This is a genomic window from Mesorhizobium sp. B2-3-13 (genome assembly GCF_006442195.1).
GTDB lineage: Bacteria > Pseudomonadota > Alphaproteobacteria > Rhizobiales > Rhizobiaceae > Mesorhizobium > Mesorhizobium salmacidum.
In genome coordinates this window covers 108000-126234 of the sequence record NZ_VFVQ01000008.1, presented here as the reverse complement: position 1 = coordinate 126234, position 18235 = coordinate 108000, and the positions used below count along the sequence as shown (strand labels likewise).

At 64.4% G+C, this 18235-nt stretch carries 19 protein-coding genes; 12 read left to right on the top strand and 7 right to left on the bottom strand.

The window, feature by feature from the left end; translation table 11 throughout:
- Positions 1 to 56: 56 nt before the first annotated feature.
- Positions 57 to 1046, bottom strand: coding sequence for a zinc-dependent alcohol dehydrogenase family protein (locus tag FJ941_RS11965; protein ID WP_140505731.1), 990 nt, complete (start codon positions 1044 to 1046; stop codon positions 57 to 59).
- A 102-nt stretch (positions 1047 to 1148) separates the two neighbouring features.
- Here FJ941_RS11965 and FJ941_RS11960 point away from each other — a divergent pair, with 102 nt between their 5' ends.
- A complete protein-coding gene (locus tag FJ941_RS11960; RefSeq protein WP_140505729.1) occupies positions 1149 to 2051 on the top strand; it encodes a LysR family transcriptional regulator in 903 nt (300 codons plus the stop codon).
- Between the two features lie 94 nt (positions 2052 to 2145).
- Positions 2146 to 3792, top strand: coding sequence for an acetolactate synthase large subunit (locus FJ941_RS11955; protein WP_140505728.1), 1647 nt, complete (start codon positions 2146 to 2148; stop codon positions 3790 to 3792).
- Positions 3793 to 3805: 13 nt separating this feature from the next.
- Here the strand turns inward: FJ941_RS11955 and FJ941_RS11950 are convergent, their stop codons facing one another.
- Complete coding sequence (locus FJ941_RS11950; RefSeq protein WP_140505726.1) at positions 3806 to 4483, bottom strand: GNAT family N-acetyltransferase; 678 nt, start codon at positions 4481 to 4483, stop codon at positions 3806 to 3808.
- Between the two features lie 174 nt (positions 4484 to 4657).
- Here FJ941_RS11950 and FJ941_RS11945 point away from each other — a divergent pair, with 174 nt between their 5' ends.
- From FJ941_RS11945 to FJ941_RS11930, 4 genes are read left to right on the top strand one after another with little or no spacing between them, the layout of a single operon-like run.
- Positions 4658 to 5959 (top strand): ArgE/DapE family deacylase, encoded by a 1302-nt coding sequence (locus tag FJ941_RS11945; RefSeq protein ID WP_181169765.1) that lies wholly within the window; start codon positions 4658 to 4660, stop codon positions 5957 to 5959.
- Positions 5956 to 7014: a phosphotransferase gene (locus tag FJ941_RS11940; protein ID WP_140505724.1), complete on the top strand. Its 1059-nt coding sequence runs from the start codon at positions 5956 to 5958 to the stop codon at positions 7012 to 7014. Before FJ941_RS11945 ends, FJ941_RS11940 begins: the two co-directional genes overlap by 4 nt.
- 5 nt (positions 7015 to 7019) lie before the next feature.
- Positions 7020 to 8312 (top strand): aspartate aminotransferase family protein, encoded by a 1293-nt coding sequence (locus FJ941_RS11935; protein WP_140505723.1) that lies wholly within the window; start codon positions 7020 to 7022, stop codon positions 8310 to 8312.
- A gap of 16 nt (positions 8313 to 8328) precedes the next feature.
- The gene (locus tag FJ941_RS11930; protein WP_140505721.1) at positions 8329 to 8985 is read left to right on the top strand and encodes a GntR family transcriptional regulator; all 657 of its coding nucleotides are present in this window, start codon (positions 8329 to 8331) and stop codon (positions 8983 to 8985) included.
- A gap of 22 nt (positions 8986 to 9007) precedes the next feature.
- Here FJ941_RS11930 and FJ941_RS11925 read toward each other — a convergent pair whose 3' ends face one another.
- Genes FJ941_RS11925 through FJ941_RS11905 form a run of 5 tightly spaced genes read right to left on the bottom strand, consistent with a single transcriptional unit; the run spans position 9008 to position 13737 of the window.
- On the bottom strand, positions 9008 to 10312 hold the full coding sequence (locus tag FJ941_RS11925; RefSeq protein ID WP_140505719.1) for an FAD-dependent oxidoreductase: 1305 nt from the start codon (positions 10310 to 10312) through the stop codon (positions 9008 to 9010).
- On the bottom strand, positions 10309 to 11292 hold the full coding sequence (locus FJ941_RS11920; protein WP_181165846.1) for a branched-chain amino acid ABC transporter permease: 984 nt from the start codon (positions 11290 to 11292) through the stop codon (positions 10309 to 10311). Before FJ941_RS11920 ends, FJ941_RS11925 begins: the two co-directional genes overlap by 4 nt.
- On the bottom strand, positions 11289 to 12197 hold the full coding sequence (locus FJ941_RS11915; RefSeq protein WP_140505717.1) for a branched-chain amino acid ABC transporter permease: 909 nt from the start codon (positions 12195 to 12197) through the stop codon (positions 11289 to 11291). Before FJ941_RS11915 ends, FJ941_RS11920 begins: the two co-directional genes overlap by 4 nt.
- Positions 12194 to 12940, bottom strand: coding sequence for an ABC transporter ATP-binding protein (locus tag FJ941_RS11910; protein ID WP_140505715.1), 747 nt, complete (start codon positions 12938 to 12940; stop codon positions 12194 to 12196). The genes FJ941_RS11915 and FJ941_RS11910 overlap by 4 nt, the downstream gene beginning before the upstream one ends.
- Complete coding sequence (locus FJ941_RS11905; RefSeq protein ID WP_140505713.1) at positions 12937 to 13737, bottom strand: ABC transporter ATP-binding protein; 801 nt, start codon at positions 13735 to 13737, stop codon at positions 12937 to 12939. Before FJ941_RS11905 ends, FJ941_RS11910 begins: the two co-directional genes overlap by 4 nt.
- A 126-nt stretch (positions 13738 to 13863) precedes the next feature.
- Here FJ941_RS11905 and FJ941_RS11900 point away from each other — a divergent pair, with 126 nt between their 5' ends.
- Genes FJ941_RS11900 through FJ941_RS11875 form a run of 6 tightly spaced genes read left to right on the top strand, consistent with a single transcriptional unit; the run spans position 13864 to position 18218 of the window.
- Complete coding sequence (locus FJ941_RS11900; RefSeq protein WP_140505711.1) at positions 13864 to 14598, top strand: GntR family transcriptional regulator; 735 nt, start codon at positions 13864 to 13866, stop codon at positions 14596 to 14598.
- Positions 14595 to 15086, top strand: a complete 492-nt coding sequence (locus FJ941_RS11895) for a DUF3830 family protein (RefSeq protein WP_140505709.1) — start codon at positions 14595 to 14597, stop codon at positions 15084 to 15086. The genes FJ941_RS11900 and FJ941_RS11895 overlap by 4 nt, the downstream gene beginning before the upstream one ends.
- Positions 15079 to 15432, top strand: coding sequence for a TIGR04076 family protein (locus FJ941_RS11890; RefSeq protein WP_140505707.1), 354 nt, complete (start codon positions 15079 to 15081; stop codon positions 15430 to 15432). Before FJ941_RS11895 ends, FJ941_RS11890 begins: the two co-directional genes overlap by 8 nt.
- Positions 15429 to 16484: an aldo/keto reductase gene (locus FJ941_RS11885; RefSeq protein ID WP_140505705.1), complete on the top strand. Its 1056-nt coding sequence runs from the start codon at positions 15429 to 15431 to the stop codon at positions 16482 to 16484. The genes FJ941_RS11890 and FJ941_RS11885 overlap by 4 nt, the downstream gene beginning before the upstream one ends.
- Positions 16481 to 16912 carry a hypothetical protein gene (locus FJ941_RS11880; protein ID WP_140505703.1) on the top strand — a complete coding sequence of 144 codons (432 nt, stop codon included), beginning with the start codon at positions 16481 to 16483 and terminating at the stop codon, positions 16910 to 16912. The genes FJ941_RS11885 and FJ941_RS11880 overlap by 4 nt, the downstream gene beginning before the upstream one ends.
- 46 nt (positions 16913 to 16958) lie before the next feature.
- Positions 16959 to 18218 carry an ABC transporter substrate-binding protein gene (locus tag FJ941_RS11875; RefSeq protein WP_027145087.1) on the top strand — a complete coding sequence of 420 codons (1260 nt, stop codon included), beginning with the start codon at positions 16959 to 16961 and terminating at the stop codon, positions 18216 to 18218.
- Positions 18219 to 18235: the final 17 nt, after the last annotated feature.

Here is an 18235-nt window from a genome sequence, read left to right as displayed (position 1 = left end):
AGGAATGCGGGGCGGCCCCTTCAAGGGGCAATATTGCCGGCGAGAATGATTGCTGCTCAAACCGTGACGACGATCTTGCCGAACTGTTCGTTCGATTCAAGATAGCGATGCGCCTCGACGATCTGGTCGAATGGAAACGTTCTGTCGATGATCGGCCTCAGCGTGCCGTCCCCAAGCCCTTCGAGGATGAACGCCTTGGCAGCCTCCAACTTCTCAGGATTGCCGGTGATCTCGTGGACGAGATAGCCGCGCAACGTCAGCGTCTTGCCCAGTACCGCAGGCAACGGAAACGGCGTCGGGTCGCTGCTGAGGCCGCCATATTCGATCAGAATGCCGCCCTTCGACATGGCTGCGGTCAGCGGTTCGAAGATCGGGCCGCCGACTGCATCGAGCACGACGCGCACGCCATCCTGCCCAGCGATCCCACTCAGCCGCATGGCAAGATCTTCGTCGGCGAGGACCACGACTTCAGCCGCTCCGGCATCAAGCAGGGCCTGTCTTTTTGCGGATGTCCGCGTCACCGCGATCGCTGTCGCGCCAACCCTGTTGGCGATCTGGATCGCGGCAAGTCCGACGCTGCTCGAGGCCGCGGTGATGACAACGGCATCTCTACTGCTCAAGCTGGCGATGTCGATCATGGCGCCGTAGGCAGTGAGATACTGCATCCAAACCGCCGCCGCGGTTTGCCAGTCGAGGGACGGTGGGTGTTTGACGATGAGCCCGGCGGGGAAAGTGACAAGCTCACCGTAGGCCGGCCAGCGAACCATCGATTGCGGCGGGACGACACTGACCGCGTCGCCGGGCGCCAGCTCCGCCACGCCTTCGCCAATCGCCTCGATGACGCCTGCCGCTTCCAGCCCGAGCCCGGACGGGAGCACGGGTGTCTCGATATAGCTGCCGGCGCGCAGCAGCGCCTCGGCGCGGTTGAGGCCGAATGCCCTGACGCGGATTTGAACTTCACCCTGGCGCAGTGGGGGCAGGTCGACCTCCTCGATGCGCAGGACCTCGGGACCACCATGCTGGTGAAAGCGGACTACACGGGTCATTCGGCCAACTCCAAATTATCTGAACCGAATGAGCTATGACGCGAGGGCTTTCGGCGATAAATGGCTGTTCTGGTTATGCACTAGAAACCAGGAGTTTCGAATATGGATAGGCTCGAGAGCATGGGCGTGTTCGTCAGGGCGGTTGACCTCGGCTCGTTCGCAGCGGCGGCCACTGCGCTCGATCTGTCTGGACCGATGGTCGGCAAGCATGTCCGATTTCTTGAGGACAGACTTGGCGTGCGTCTCATCAACCGGACCACGCGCCGGCAGAGCCTGACCGATTTCGGCCGCGCCTACTATGAGCGGTGCCGCCTGGTGCTGGCCGAGGCCGAGGCCGCCGACGCGCTCGCCGCCGACCAGCTCTCGGAACCGCGCGGAAAATTGCGCGTCACCATGCCTGCGCATTTCGGCCGCCACTGCGTGACCCCCGTATTGCTGCAACTGGCGCGGCGGTATCCGATGCTGGAGCTCGACCTCTCGCTCAGCGACCGCTTTGCCGATCTTGCCGAGGATGGCTACGACCTCGCCATACGGACCGGTGAGCTGGACGACAAGGCCGGCGTGATCGCGCGCCGTGTTGCACGCCAGGACATGGTCGTCTGTGCCGCGCCTTCCTATCTGGAAATTCATGGCGAACCACGGCGGATCGAAGATCTCGCCGATCATCAGGCGATTGTCTATCGCCGGCTCGGCATGATCGTTCAGCCCTGGCTGTTCGCGCGCGAAGGACAAGCCGCGCTCGAGGTCATCCCAAACGGCCGGCTGCGGCTCGACGATCTCGATGCCATCGCCGATGCCGCTGTCGGCGGCATGGGGCTGGCGTGGTTGCCTTACTGGCTGGCTCGCCAGCGCATCCAGGTCGGCGCGCTGGTCGAGCTGTTGCCGGACCAGCCACGCTATCCCTACGACTGTCATGCACTCTGGCTGCAGACGCCGCATCTGCCGCTCAAGGTCCGGCTGGCCGTCGACGCATTGGCGGCCGCCTTGCCGAAAATGATGGCGTGATTGCCAGCAGACGACTTGCGCTCTTTGAGGCGTCGCGTTCCGGTGCCATATGAAGATGGCTGATGGAATGCGCGCATCGCAGGAGAGACGGTTCATGACCAAGGGTTCGGATCTGTTCGTGGCGGCCCTCGAGAATGAAGGGGTCGATCGGATCTTCGGCATTCCGGGCGAAGAAAATCTCGACATCGTCGAATCCATCCGCCGCTCGTCGATCCAGCTGATCCTGACCCGCCACGAGCAGGCGGCCGCCTTCATGGCCGCCACCTATGGCAGGCTCACCGGCAAGGCAGGAGTGTGCATCACCACGCTCGGCCCCGGCGCGCTCAACCTGACGACCGGCTCGGCCTACGCGCTGCTCGGTGCGATGCCTATGATCATGATCACCGGCCAGAAAGGCATCCTGTCGTCCAGGCAGGCGCGCTTCCAGATCGTCGACATCGTTGCGGCGATGAAGCCACTGACCAAGCTGTCGCGCCAGATCGTCTCGCCGAAGATGATCCCGTCGCTGGTGCGCGAAGCCTTCCGCGTCGCACAGGAAGAGCGCCCCGGCCCCGTGCACCTGGAACTGCCGGAAGACATCGCGGCGGCGGAGTGCGAACCGATCGCGTTGGTGCCGACGCATCCGGTCGAGTTGCCCCTGGCCAGCGCTGGCGCGCTCGATCGCGCCGCCCGCATGATCCTCGAGGCCAAGCGCCCGCTGCTGATGTTCGGCGCCGCGGCGTCACGGCCGCGCGTGACCCCCGACGTCGCCCAGTTCGTGCTGCGCACGCAGATTCCCTATTTCACCACGCAGATGGGCAAGGGCACCGTGCCCGGCGGCACCGAGCTTTACATGGGAACGGCGGCGCTTTCGGAGCGCGACTATGTCCACGAGGCCATCGAACAGGCCGATCTGATCATCACCATTGGCCACGACACGGTCGAGAAGCCGCCGTTCATCATGGGCGCGAAGGGACCGAAGGTTATTCATGTCGGCTACCAGTCGGCTGATGTCGAGCAGGTCTATTTCCCGCAAGCCGAGATCGTCGGCGACCTCGGCCCGTCGCTGGCGCTGCTGGCCGACCGCATCGAAGGCAAGATCCCCAACGCGCAGGCGCTGCTGTCCCTGCGCGAAGGCATTTTGAGCCGCATCGCCGCGCGCGCCACCGAAGACCGCTTCACGCCGCAGCGCATCGTGCACGACGTGCGCGCCGTGATGCCGGCCGACGGCATCCTCGCGCTGGACAACGGCATGTACAAGATCTGGTTTGCGCGCAACTACCGCACGCGCATGGCAAACACGCTGTTGCTCGACAACGCGCTGGCCACCATGGGCGCCGGGTTGCCGTCGGCGATGATGGCGGCGCTGCTCTATCCCCAGCGTCGTGTCATGGCCATCTGCGGCGATGGCGGCTTCATGATGAACAGCCAGGAACTGGAGACGGCTGTCAGGCTCAAGCTGAACCTCGTCGTCCTGCTGCTGGAAGACCATGCGTATGGCATGATCCGCTGGAAGCAGGCGGTCGACGAATTCCCGGATTTCGGCATGACCTTCGGCAATCCCGACTTCGTTAGATACGCCGAGGCCTATGGCGCCAAAGGGACCAGGGTTGGCGCGATCGCCGAGTTGCGGCCGACGCTGGAACAGGCCTTCACCGGCGGCGGCGTGCATCTCGTCGTCGTACCCATCGACTATTCCGAAAACACCAGGGTGCTTGTCGACGAATTGCGCGAACGGCTGCCGGCGCCGCAGGCGACCTGACGGAGACGCTATCTCAGGGCTTGCCTGCTCGCCGCCGTGCGACGTTCTCGCTCTGGGCGCCCCGTTCCATATCGAGCAGCGGAATCTGCGGCGCCGCATCGCGCGGCAAGGTTCCCTTTATCCGGGGATCGTCGATGATCTCAAACCCGGTCGCGAAGGGCACGAACCCGCATGCGCCGTAGAAGCCGATGACGCTGTGATGATCGAAGCTGCTGGTGTGCAACCAGATGCGGCTCGGGTTCAGGCGCCATGCCAGGTCGAGCGCGCCGGCCATCAGCCGCTTGCCGAAACCGCGGCCGGTCAGGGACGGGAACAGGCCGAAATAGGTGATCTCGATCTCGTTGCTGTCGGCAACGAAGAATTCGACCATGCCGATGTGGGCGCCGGTTTCATCGTGGCCATAATAGAGGTGCTGACGCGGGTCGGCGAAGTGAGCCATTATCTCGGCGTCGGACATTTCGGACACGCGGTCCCACAGCCAGGGAGCGCCGATTTCGCGGAAGATCGCCCGATACGAGGCGCAGTCGGGCGTCGTGATCCGTTTTATGGCGAGCGGCCGCGCCAGACCGAGCAGGGGAGCGCGCGCCTCCATCCAGGTCACCGCATTGGCGAGCTTGCCGGCCGGCAGGCGCCGGTAGCCGACGGTGAGATCGGTGATTTCAGCCGGCAATGTGCCTTCGGTGACCTGCATCTGTCCTCGATCTTCCGCCGCGCAGCCTTGCCGGCGCTTCAAGCTGATGCCAACTCTGCTGCCGCCTGCCAAGAGGCTCCAGCGGTGGGCCATGATTTTGGCCGCCTGCCTTCTTGCGCTTCCGGGAAATGGCATATGAGATATGATACATCATTTCTGGGAAGGCGGAATATCATGCCTGAGCTAATTGCGGATGAGGCTATCTTACGGGCGGTCGACGATGGCTTTGACTGCCAGCTCGCTTTCCTGGCCGATCTCGTGCGCTTTCCCTCCCAACGCGGTGAGGAACATGCCGCGCAATCCTTCATGGCGGCTGCCTATGAAGTCAATGGCTATGCGGTCGACATGTGGCGTGTCGATGTCGATGCGATTCGCGACCTGCCTGGCTTCTCACCCGTGGCGGTGTCCTACGATGACGCCTTCAACGTGGTCGCCACCCACACGCCGAGAAACGCCACCGGCCGCTCGCTGATCCTGAACGGTCATATCGATGTGGTGCCGACGGGACCGCTCGATCGCTGGGTGCGCGACCCCTACGATCCCGCGATCGAGGACGGCTGGATGCATGGCCGCGGCGCCGGCGACATGAAGGCCGGCCTGTCGGCTTGTCTCTATGCCCTGGCCGCCTTGCGGGGCCTCGGCTATCAGCCGGCGGCGAAAGTATTCCTGCAGTCGGTCGTCGAGGAGGAGTGCACCGGCAACGGCGCGCTTGCTTGCCTGCAGCGCGGCTACCGCGCCGACGCCGCTTTCATTCCTGAACCGCTGGAGCCAAGGCTGATGCGGGCGCAGGTCGGGCCGATCTGGTTCAGGGTCGAGGTCGACGGCGATCCGCAGCACGCGTCGGGCGCTTTCTCGGCCGGCGCCAATGCCATCGAGAAGGCCTTCCTCATCATACAGGCTCTAAAGCAGCTCGAAATCGTCTGGAACGCGAGAAAAGTCGATGACAAGCATTTCTGCGATCACCCGCACCCGATCCGCTTCAACCTCGGCAAGATCGAGGGCGGCGAATGGACATCGAGCGTTCCGGCGCGCTGTGTCTTCGAGATGCGTGTCGCGACCTATCCCGGCCAGAAGCTGGAGGACGCCAGAGCCGAACTCGAGGCCTGCATCGCCGATGCGGCGCGCGCCGATCCGTTCCTGGCCAATCGCCCGCCCAGGATGACCTATAACGGCTTCATGGCCGAGGGCTATGTGCTGGAAGGTCCCGACGAGATGGAAGCCGTGCTGCGGCGCAGCCATACCGCCGTGTGGGGCGAGCCGCTGACGGAGCATGTCACCTCGGCCACCACCGATGCGCGCTTCTTCGGCCTCTATGCCGACACGCCGGCGATCGTCTACGGCCCGATCTGCCGCATGCCGCATGGCTATGACGAGGCCGTCGATCTCGACTCCGTCCGCAAGGTCACCCAGACCATCGCGCTCTTCATCGCCGACTGGTGTGGCCTTGAGCCCATCGATCCCGAGGTCAGGCTATGAACGCGGCCGTATCGGATGCCTTCGGCGAAACGCTCGCCGAGGATGCCCCTGACATTTCGATCGCCGAGGCGCTTGCCATATTGCGCCGGCACTACGGGCTCACCGGCAGAGCGCGCCCGCTACCGGGCGAACGCGACCACAATTTCCATATCCAGACCGAAGGCGAGGGCGAGTTCGTCCTGAAGGTATCGCATCCGGCGGAAGAGGCCGGCTTCACCGATTTCCAGAACAGGGCGCTCGACCATATTCTGACAGTCGACCCGGCCTTGCCGGTTCCCTCGGTGCGCAAGAGCCTTGAAGGCGAAGCGCAGTTTATGGTCAGCGTCGGCGGATCGGCGCCGCGCATCGTCCGGCTGGTCACCTATCTGCCCGGCCAGTTGCTTTCGCGCTCGCCCACGTCGGCGGCGCAGGATCGCAATCTCGGCATCTTCCTCGCCCAGCTTGGCCGGGCACTGCGCGGCTTCTTCCATCCGGCCGCCGGTAGCGACCTTTTGTGGGACATCCGCAAGGTCGCCAAGACGCGGCCCATGCTGGCGCATATCACCGACGCCCACCATCGCGCCATGGTCGAGCGTGTCATCGACGCTTTTGAAGAACATGCAGCGCCGGTCATCCCCGGGCTGCGCGCGCAGATCGTCCACAACGACATGAACTCCTACAATGTGGTGATGGATGCCTCGCGGCCGGAAATGGTCAGCGGCATCCTCGATTTCGGCGACATGATCCACTCGCCGCTGATCTGCGATCTCGCCATCGGTGCCGTCTATCGTTGGCCGGCTGAAGGCCATCCGCTGGCGCCTGCGGCACGCTTCGTCGCCGGTTACCAGTCCGTGCAGCCGCTCGAGATTGAAGAGCTTGGCATCCTCTTCCACCTCATTCGTGCCCGCCTCGCACTTATCGCCAATATAGCCAGCTGGCAGGCCGAGCGGTTTCCGGCCAAACGTGACTATGTCCTGCGCCTCATCACCGAGGTCTGGGCCTCGCTCGAACGGCTGGACGGTCTCTCATCCGCTGAAGCCCGCCGCTATTTTCTCGACCATTCCGAGCCGGAGTAGATGCCGTGTCCCAGCCCTCGCCCGCAACTGTTTCTGCCGATGCCGAGCGCGCGCTGCTCGAACGCCGCGCCAGGTTGCTCGGGCCTACCTATCGCGCCTTCTACCGCAACCCGATCCATCTGGTGCGTGGCAGCGGTGTCTGGCTCTACGATGCGCAGGGCCGAAAATTCCTCGATGCCTACAACAACGTCGTCTCGGTCGGACACTGCCATCCGCGCGTCGTCGAGGCATTGTCGGCGCAGGCAGACACGCTCAACACGCACACGCGTTATCTCAGCGAGATCATCCTCGACTACGCGGAAAAGCTTCTCGGCACGCTTCCGTCCCATCTCGGCCACGCCATGTTCACCTGCACCGGCAGCGAGGCCAACGACCTCGCCATCCGTATCGCCCAGCATTCGAGCGGCGGCACCGGCGTGATCATCACCGACTTCGCCTATCACGGCGCCACCATCGCCACCGCGCAGCTGTCGCCGGCGGCGGTCGGCGCCAAGGGCGTACCCGCGCATCATCGAGCCGTGGCAGCGCCGGACACGTTCCGCGACGGCGGCCGCGCCGCGCGTGATTTCGCCAGGAATGTCGCCGCCGCCATTGACGATATGCGCGCGCAAAACATCCGCCCGGCGGCGCTGCTGCTCGATTCGGCCTTTTCCAGCGATGGCATTTTCTTCCCCGATGGTTCTGTCATCCGCGAGGCGGCCGATCACGTCAGGAAAGCCGGCGGCATCGTCATTGCCGACGAGGTCCAGTCCGGTTTCGGCCGGCTTGGCCAGGGCATGTGGGGCTTCGCCAATTACGACCTTGAGCCTGATATCGTCACGTTGGGCAAGCCGATCGGCGACGGGCATCCGATGGGTGCGGTGATCGTGCGGCCGCAGCTGGTGAGCTCGTTCGGTTCCAACACCGGCTACTTCAACACCTTCGGTGGCAATCCGGTCGCGGCCGCCGTCGGCATCGCCGTGCTCGAGGTGATTGAGGGCGAGGGGCTGATCGAGAACGCGCGGACAGTCGGTGCCTATACTAGGAACCTGCTTCGCGCCTTGCAAAGCCGGCACGGCATGGTCGCCGATGTCAGGCACAATGGCCTCTATTTCGGCGTCGAGCTGACGGCGGAGGATGGGGCCACTGCCGCTGCCAAGACCTCTTCCGTCGTCGAAGCCATGCGCGAGGACAGCGTGCTGATTTCATCCTGTGGCCCACGCGGCAATGTGCTGAAGATCAGGCCGCCGCTGCCCTTTTCCAGGGACAATGCCGAGCAACTGGCCGAGACGCTCGATCGCGCGCTGTCGAAATGGTGAGCCGAGCGGTCCGCGCATGCTGAAGCTCGAGCATCAAACCCTCAATGACCGCGCCTACGGCGCGCTCAAGCAGGAATTGATTTCAGGTGGTTTCAGCCCGGGCCAGACACTGGTCATCCGCAAGCTCGCCGAAACCTTTGGCATTTCGACCACACCGATCCGCGAGGCGCTGCAAAGGCTGGTCGCCGAGCGGCTTCTGGAAATACAGAACAACCGCTCGATCATCGTGCCGTTGCTCTCCGCGCCCGCTTTCGCGGAACTGACGCGCATCCGCATCGCCGTCGAGGGGCTGGCGGGCGAGATGGCTACGTCACGGATGACTGAAAGCGGGCTGGCCGACATACAAGCCGCGCTCGCCGGCATGCAGCGGGCCGTCGAGGCGCAGGACGCCACGACCTATCTTTCCCTGAACGAGGCCTTCCATTTCGCTATCTATGAGCATGCCGGCGCGCCCATCCTCTTGAACATGATCCGCGATCTCTGGGGGCGCGTCGGACCCTATCTCAAGCTCCTGATGCGGGCTGACCGCTACATTCCGCAGTCCAATGACGCACACCGCGCGATCGTCGCCGCGCTGGAACAGCGCAACGGTCCAGCCGTCCGGGCTTCCCTCGAGCAGGACATTGTCGCGGCGGCCGCTATCCTCTCCGAAAACCTTTGCACGGCGGACTGATCGCACGGCAGGCTCGGTCGGCCTATGCCGTCTCGTCCATCCGGTCGCGCAGCATGCTCCAGCCAAGCAGCATGTTGGGTGCGTGCCGCAGCAGGACATGGAACGGGATCGGCGCCGGCGGTGCAAAGGGCAGCGGCAAATCACGCGCGTCGGTTCCAGCGGCCCAGTCGGCCAGCACCTTGCCCATCGTCGTGGTCATGGCGATGCCGCGTCCATTGCAGGCGCGGCCGGCAATCAGCCCCGGGCCGAGATCGAGGAGGTGCGGCAGGAAATCCGGTTCGACCGCCGCGATTCCCGACCAGCTGTAGGCAAGCGGCGGCAAATCGGGCAGGTCGAGGTGGCTGGCAAGCCGCCGCAAGATTGTTTGCGGCACGCGCGTATCGGCGCCAGGGCCAAGAATATGCATGCCGCCGCTGATCAGCCGGTTATCGGCGTCGAAGCGAAAGGTGAAGAGATTGCGCCTGGTATCGCCGACGCCTTGCCCCCCGGGAAGCAGTCGCGTGCGGATTTCGAGCGGTAGCGGCGCGGTCGCGATCTGGAAAACCTTCAGCGGAATATAGGTTCGCCGCAGCAACGGACTGAGCGACCCGCCATAGGCGTTGGTGGCGATCAATACCTTGGCCGCGCGCACCAAGCCCAACCCTGTTTTAAGCACCCAGCCATCGGCCCCGCGATCGATCGAGGTGACCGGCGTGTGTTCGAAAATCTTCGCGCCAGTCTTCTCCGCCGCATCGGCCAGTCCGCGCGCATAGGCGACCGGATTGAGCACGCCGCCGGAACGATCCATCCAGGCACCGACATGGCCGCGCGCGCCGGTCAGCGCTTCGACCTCCTGCCGATCCAGGGTGACGGCAGGCCGTCCGCGCCGCGCCCATTGGTCCGCACGTGATTTGGCCTTCTGCAAGGCGCCGGGCGAGTGCGCCGGCTGAATCCATCCGTTCTGCACAGCGTGGCAGTCGATGCCGTGCCGCCGGATCAGGCCGAAAACGAGGTCGGCACTGCCGGCGGCGAAATTGATGAGGCGCTCACCGCGCTCGGGGCCGAGATGCGCAAGGATGTTGTCCGGATCCATCCTGGCGAAGTTCGGCACGACGAAACCCGCGTTCCTGCCGGTCGCGCCCCAGGCGATGATCTCGGCTTCGAGCACAGCGACGGAGATGCCTTTTTCAGCGGCGTGCAGCGCGGTCGACAGACCGGAAAATCCACCGCCGACGATGGCCAGATCGACATCGAGCCTGCCTTGCAGCGTCGGCCGTTCCCGGCGATCGCGGTTGATGGCATGCCAGAGCGAAGTGCCATTCGCACCCTGCCGGACCAGAGCATTCATGAGCCGGAACTGCTTTTGTCCGTAGCGATCCGCTTACGCTTGCCAAAGCGCGGCCGCCTCGGCCTGTCGCCGAACAACCCGTTCGGCCGGATCAGCAGGATCACACAAAGCATGACGCCGATGGCGACGATCTGCAGCGAGGCAGCGCGTGCCTGCTGCTCGGGCGGGAAGAACACGCTGGTCAGCGTGCCCGATCCCGCCCATATCCCCCAGACCAGGACACTGCCGATGACGGCGCCGAGATTGCTGCCCGAGCCGCCGACGATCAGCATCACCCAGACCTGAAAGGTGAGGATCGGCAGATAATTGTCCGGCGCGATGAAGCCGGTGAAGTGCGCCTGCAGCGCGCCGGCCAGCGCCATGATGGCGCCGCCGACGGCAAACGCCTGGACGCGGTAGAAGCGCGCGCTCTTGCCCAGCGAAATCGCCGCCCGCTCGTCCTCCCGCAGCGCCTTCAGCACGCGACCCCACGGGCTTCGCGACAGATGCTCCAAAGCGAGATAGGCAATCAGCGTCACGGCACAAACGACAGCAAGGTTCGACAGGTTGAACAGCAGCGGCGTTTCGGCCAGGCCGCCGAAGGGACGCGGGATGAAGCCAATGCCGAACGGTCCGCCGGTCAGCTTCTGCGCGTTGAGCGCGACCAGCTGTACGACGACGGCCACGCCGAAGGTGGTGATCGCCAGATAGTCGGATCTAAGACGCAGCGTCGCCATGCCGGTAAGCGCGGCGGCAATGCCGCCGACGGTCATGGCGCCCGCCCAGCCGGCGAGGATGGGCAGGCCGAAGCCGCCGAGGCGCGCGGGATCGTCCGGTGTCGTCAGCAGTGTCGAGGTGTAGGCGCCGATGGCGACAAACCCGGCGAGGCCGACGTTGAACAGGCCGGTCAGGCCCCATTGCAGGTTGAGCCCCAGCGTGACCAGCGAGAAGATCAGCGCCGTGGTCAGGAAGAACGCGCCGTAGCCGATGAGATCGATCATCTTTCCCGAACTCCGAAAAGGCCGATCGGCCGCACGAACAGCACCGCCATCAGGATGATGAAGGAGACGGCGGCGCGCCATTCGGCGCCGATCAGTTGCACCGCGCCGGCTTCGGCGAGCCCGATGATCAGGCCGCCGAGCACCGCGCCCGGGATGCTGCCGATGCCGCCGAGGATAGCGGCGGCGAACATGGGCAGCAGCATGTCGAAGCCCATGAACGGGCGGATCTGCACCAGAATGCCGATCATCACGCCAGCCACGCAGGCGAGCGCGCCGCCGATGATCCAGGTGACGCGCACCACCTTGGCGACGTCGATGCCGACGATGCGGGCCAGTGCCGCGTTCTGGCTCAAGGCCTGCATCGAGCGGCCGGTCTGCGTACGCGTTATCAACAGATGCACGCCGAGCACGAGCACGGCGGTCAGCAGCAACAGGGCGATCTGGTCGGGCGTGATGCGGATGCCGAAGCCGACCGGCATGGCGATCTGGATCGCCCGGCTGAAATAGGTCGGCCGTGAGGTGAAGGTGAATTCGAGCAGGCTGCGCAGCGCCATCGAGGCGCCGAAACTCGCCATCACAACGATGATCGCCTGGCCTTGCGAGCGCAGCCGCGAAAACAGGATCTTGTCGAGCAGCAGCGCCAGCAAGGCGGTGAAGGCCATGCCGACGACCAATGCAACAAGGAGCGGCCAGCCGAAGGACAGCGGCCCGATCGGCGCTACCTTGCCGAATATCGCACCGATGGCACTGACCATGGCCAGCGTCGCATAGCTGCCCCAGGCCATGAAGTCGCCATGCGCGAAGTTCGAGAAGCGCAGGATCGAATAGGTGAGCGTGACGCCGATGGCGCCGAGGCCGATCATCGAGCCGGTCAGCAGTCCGTCGACGATGAATTGCAGGCTCATGCCGCGCCTCCCTGCTGATGCTGGGGGCGCTGGCCAAGATAGAGCTCGGCCACGACAGGATCATTCCACAATTCGGAGGCGATGCCCTCGTGCCGGTCCTTGCCCTCGACCAGCACATAGGCGCGGTCGCCAATGGCAAGCGCTGCCTTGGCGTTTTGCTCGACCAAAAGAATAGTAACGCCGGATTTGCGGATGCCGGCCAGCATCTCGAATACCATCGCGACGAATTTCGGCGACAGGCCAGCCGACGGCTCGTCCAGCACCAGCACCTTGGGATGGATGATCAGCGCCCGCGCCACGGCAAGCATCTGCCGCTGTCCCCCAGACAGATTGCCGGCGGCGGTGCGCCGCTGGCGGACGAGGTCGGGGAAGGCGGCGTACATTTCCTCGATGCGGACAGGGACTTCGCGCCGCTCGAGAATGCCGCAGGCAACCCTGAGATTGTCCTCCACCGACATCAGCGGAAAGATGTTCTCGGTCTGCGGCACGAAGGCAAGGCCTAGCCGCACCATGGTGTGGGCGGGCGCGGCGGTGATGTCCCTGCCGTCCAGCAGCACCGTGCCGCCGGTGATCGGGACAAGGCCGGCGATTGCCTTGATGAAGCTCGACTTGCCGGCGCCATTGGGGCCGAGCACGACGACGATCTCGCCTCTGCCGACGGTGATGGAGGCGCCGCGCACGATCGGTACGCCGGGTTCATAACCGGCTTCGAGATCGCGGACATCGAGGACGGTCTCGCTCATGCGATACCTCCGAGATAGGCCTCGATGACGCGCGGGTCTCGGGCGACTTCTTCCGCGGTGCCTTCGCTCAGCAACTGGCCGCTCGCCATGACCAGGACGCGATGGCAGAGCCGCGTCACCATGTCGATATTGTGCTCGATCAGCAGGAAGGTGATGCCGCGCGCGTTGATGTCGCGGATACGGTCGATGATGACTTCGAGCAGCGTCGCGTTGACGCCGGCCGCGGGTTCGTCGAGCAGGATGATCGCCGGATCGGCCATCATCACCCGGGCGAGTTCGAGCAGCTTGCGCTGGCCACCGGAAAGCACGCGCGCCGGCACATGCGCGAGATGGCTGAGGGTGACGAGTTCCAGCAGTTCGAGCGCCTTTGTCCGGGCAGCTCTTTCTTGCGCCGCCACCCGCCACGGCGTAATGAAGTTGGCGAGCAGCCTTTCGCCGGCCTGGCCCTGTGCCGCCAGCATGATGTTTTCGATCAGCGTCAGATTGGGCAGCGGGCGGGGGATCTGGAAGGTGCGGCCAAGGCCACGGCCGATGCGCAGGTGAGCGGCTTCGCCCGAGATGCGCGTGCCGTCGAGAAGGATATCGCCGCTGGTGGGCAGGATGCTGCCGGCCAGCAGATCGAACATCGTCGTCTTGCCGGCGCCGTTGGGTCCGATCAGGCCAAGGATTTCGCCCGCTTTGACATCGAATGAGACATCATTGACGGCGACAAGGCCGCCGAACCGCCTGACGACGTGGCTTGCCGTCAGAACCGGCGGACGGGTCTCCTTCCCCTGCCTTTCCGCTGCCTCGCTCATCAAACCCTCTGGCCGAAGACGGTCGTCGCCGTCTCCTGATTATGATTTGTGATCACACTTGCTTTGATCACGCTATTCGGCTTTAATTTCATCCGCAAGCCGAAAACCCGCCGAGAACGGAATTCCATGCAAAAGGCTGCCATCGAAAAAAACAACGAGGCGATTGCGGCCCAACTCGCGCCGGTCGGTCGCGAAACGGTGCAGGATCGCGTCTATTCCGAGCTGCGTCGGGCCTTGATCGGCGGTCTGTTCGAGCCGAGCCAGGTGCTGACGATCCGCGGTCTGGCCGATGCGCTGGTCACCTCGACCATGCCGGTGCGCGAGGCGCTTGGTCGGCTGATCACGGAAAAGGCGCTGGAGGCGCTGCCCAACCGTTCGGTGCGGGTACCGCCAATCACGCTGGAACGTCTCGACGATCTTTTGCGGGCCCGCATGCTGATCGAGGGCGAGGCGATCGCGCTGGCCGCCACTCGCATGGGGCCGCGCCAGATCGCCACCATCGAAACCATTCTCGGCGAATGGGACGAGATGCGGGCGCTGAAACACAAGAAGGATGTCGACCGCGAAGTGACGCTCAACCAGAGCTTTCACTTCGAGATCTACCGCTCCTGCGGCTCGGCCGTGCTGATCCCGATGATCGAGAGCCTGTGGCTGCAATCAGGTCCTTGCATCCGCGTCGCCATCTACGCCTTCTCGGAAGCCGGCGAGGTCGACACCGCCCAGTATCACCGCCGCATCGTTGAGGCGCTGGCCACGCAGGACGCACGCGCGGCGCGCGAAGCGCTTGTCGCCGACATCAGCCGGCCCTTCACCTTCCTACGCAGCAAACTGCAATCCGCCGCCGCGAAAGGCCAGATATGACCTCCATCAGGATCAGCGAGCCGCGCTCGAAGCTTTCCATCACGGCGCTGCTGTTGCCGGGGAAGGCGCCGGAAAACGCTGCCTTTCTCACGGCCTATCTCGCCACGCCACGTGTCGTCCCCGCCATTCACGCCATGTGGACGGGACCTGAGATTTCCTGCCCGGTTCCATCAGCCGATCTCGAGGGGCGGGCCTATGCCCAACCGCTGCCGGCCGAGAACGCGACGCTGACGCCGCAGCCGGGCGACATCGTGTTGTCCTACGTTCCGCCGCGCATGTGGGGCGGCAATCCCAATGCCATCTTCGACATCGGCCTGTTCTACGGGCAGGGCGCGCGTCTGCTGTTCCCGATCGGCTGGCTGGCCGGAAGCGTGGTGGCGCAGGTATCTTCTGGGGAGCGCGATCAGTTCGCCGCCGCCTGTGGGATAATCCGGGGCAACGGCGCCTGCGATATCACCTTCAGCCTGGTGGAGACCTCAAATGGCTGACGACAGTTTCGAGCTCTTCGATCTCCGCGTCGAGGCGGTTATCCCGCAGGGCAAGCCGATCTATTGCGGCGCCAAGGCCGGCGACTATTTCGAACTCAAGGGCGAGATGCTGTCGATGCCGGCGGGGCAGGGCTTCTCGGTCTATTCGATCTCGGCGGTGCTGCCGCTGCTGGCGGCGAAGCAGCGCGCGACCCACCCGAATGACTGGATGACCTCGGACGCCGAGATCGCCTGTCCCGATCCCAACTGCGCCAGCCGGCTAAGGATCGTCAGGACCGGTAAGCGGCGGTTCAGCCATGCCGAAACCACGGCCGTGCCGCTGCCGAAGGAGAATGACCTGACATGACCGCCAAGGCCTTCGAGCTCAGCCCCGGCTATACCGTTTCGCGTGTCATACGAGGTGGCTGGCAACTGGCCGGCGGCCATGGCGCCATCGATCGTAGCCAAGCCGTGACCGACCTCATCGCCACCTTCGACGCCGGCATCTGGACCTATGACTGCGCCGATATCTACACCGGCGTCGAGGAGCTGATCGGCGCCGCGCGCCTGCGGCTGGCCAATGAGCGCGGCCTCGATGCAGCGGCCAAAATGAAGGTGCACACCAAACTGGTGCCCGATCTCGAACGGCTCGCTACGATCAGCCGCGACTACATCAGGGGCATCGTCGACCAGTCGCTTCGCAGGCTGAAGACCGAGCGGCTCGACCTCGTGCAGTTCCATTGGTGGGATTATGCGCAGCCGCGCTATGTCGAGGCGATGGGTTGGCTCAACGAGCTTCGGCTCGAGGGCAAGCTGCGCAATCTCGGTACCACCAATTTCGACACGCCCCGGCTTGCCGAAATCCTGGCAGCCGGCATACCGCTGGTTAGCCAGCAGCTGCAATATTCGGTGCTCGATCAGCGCCCGGCGCACAGCCTCGCCGCACTTGCACAGGAAAACGGCGTGAGCTTCCTCTGCTACGGTTCGGTGGCCGGCGGCTTCCTCAGCGGCAGATGGCTCGATGTCGCCGAACCCGCCGTGCTGCTCGAAAACCGCTCGCTGGTCAAATACAAGCTGATCATCGATGATTTTGGCGGCTGGGACCTGTTCCAGCAACTGCTTCGCGCATTGAAGGCGGTCGGCGACCGCCACGCCGTCGACATCGCCACGATCGCCAGCGCCTGGGTGCTGGAGCAGCCGCAAGTGGCGGCGGTCATCGTCGGTGCCCGCAACCAGGCGCATGCGCTGGCCAACGCCAGAATCATGGATGTCGTACTCGACGCCGATGACCGTGCGCGGATTGCCGCCGCCATAGCGCGGGGCAACGGTCTTGAGGGAGACGTCTACACGCTGGAGCGCGACCGGCACGGCCGCCATGGCTCGATCATGCACTACAATCTCAACGCGGGCCGGATATGAAAACCACGAACGACAAGTTGTTTTCGCAGGCCAGCACCGAAGTCGTCGACCTGCATCGCTTTTTCGTCGACTGGTTCGTTGCCGAACGCGCTGACCAAGTGGATTTCGGCCGCTTCGAAGCCGTCATGGGCGAAGGCCTGACCATGATCGCACCAGGCGGCCAGATCCTCGACCGCGATGCCGTGATCGACCATGTGCGCTCCAGCCGCGCCACCTGCGACAACGGCTTCGCCATCTCGATCGAGGACATCCGGCCCGGCTGGCAGGCAGCCGGTACGATCGTCGTCCTCTATGTCGAGGCGCAGCTGCGCGCGGGCAAGCACAGCCGCCGCCAGTCGAGCGCGGTCTTCACCACCAGTTCATCGGCGCCCAACGGCGTCCAATGGCGGCATCTGCATGAAACCTGGCTGCAGGTGCCGGAACACTGAGACTTTCCAGCGTGAAATCAGTTCGTGTAACTCAAGGGGAACAACAATGAGAAAGACGATACTCCAGCTCACTACTGCTCTTGCTCTCGTCACGATTGCCAGTGCCGCACAGGCCGCCGACTGCAAGATCACCGTCGGCCTCGTCATGGAACTGACCGGCCCGGCCGGCGAATACGGCCAGGCCGGCGCCAAGTCGGTCGAGATGGCCTTCCGCGACATCAACGAAGCCGGCGGGGTACGCGGCTGCGATCTCGTTACCGACACGCGCGACAGCCAGAGCCAGGGCAACATCGCGGTCGACGCCGCCACCCAGCTGGTTCAGGTCAAGAAAGTGCCTGTTATCATCGGTGGCATCATCTCTTCGGTGTCGATCCCGATCCTGACCTCGGTGACCGCGCCGGCCAAGATCGTCCAGGTCTCGCCGGCCTCATCCTCGCCGACGCTGACGACACTCGGTCGCGATGGCAAGACCAACGGCATCTTCTTCCGCACCATCACCTCGGACGCGCTGCAGGGCGTGGCCGCTGCCAAATACGCCGTCGACAAGGGTTTTAAGAAGCTGGCCATCATCCACGTCAACAACGACTTCGGCGTCAACATGGTGGCCGAATTCTCGCGTGCCTACAAAGCGCTCGGCGGCACCATCGTCTCCGACACGCCCTATAACGAGAAGCAGTCGAGCTATGCCTCGGAAGTCACCGCGGCGATGGCCGGCGAGCCGGATGGGCTTTACCTGGTCAGCACGCCCGTCGACGGCGCCACCATTGCCCGCACCTGGATCTCGCAGGGCGGCGTGCAGAAATTCCTGCTCAATGACGGCATGAACAGCCCTGATTTCATCGAGTCGGTTGGCGCCGATTATCTGAAGGACGCCTATGGCACGTCTTCTGGCACCAGCCCGACCGCCTCGACGGAGTATTTCACCAAGAACTACAAGGCGTTTTCCGGGATCGAACCGACAAACCCCGCGGCCGACCGCTCCTATGATGCCGGTGCCATTGTCGGGCTCGCCATCGCGATTGCTGGCTCCGAGGACCCGGCCAAGATCAAGGACGCGATGTACAAGGCGGTCGATCCGGCCGGCACGCCGATCTATGCCGGCAAGGAAGAATTCGCCAAGGCGCTCGGCCTGATCAAGGATGGTAAGCCGATCCGCTATGAAGGCGTCATCGGTCCGGTCGCCTTCGACAAGTTTGGCGACATCACCGGTCCGTTCCGGCTGTGGAAAATTGCCGACGGCAAAGTGACCACCGACGGCGAAATGACCACCGACGACGTCAACGCGCTGCAGGCCAAGCTTCAGTAAACCGCGCGGTCCTTCCG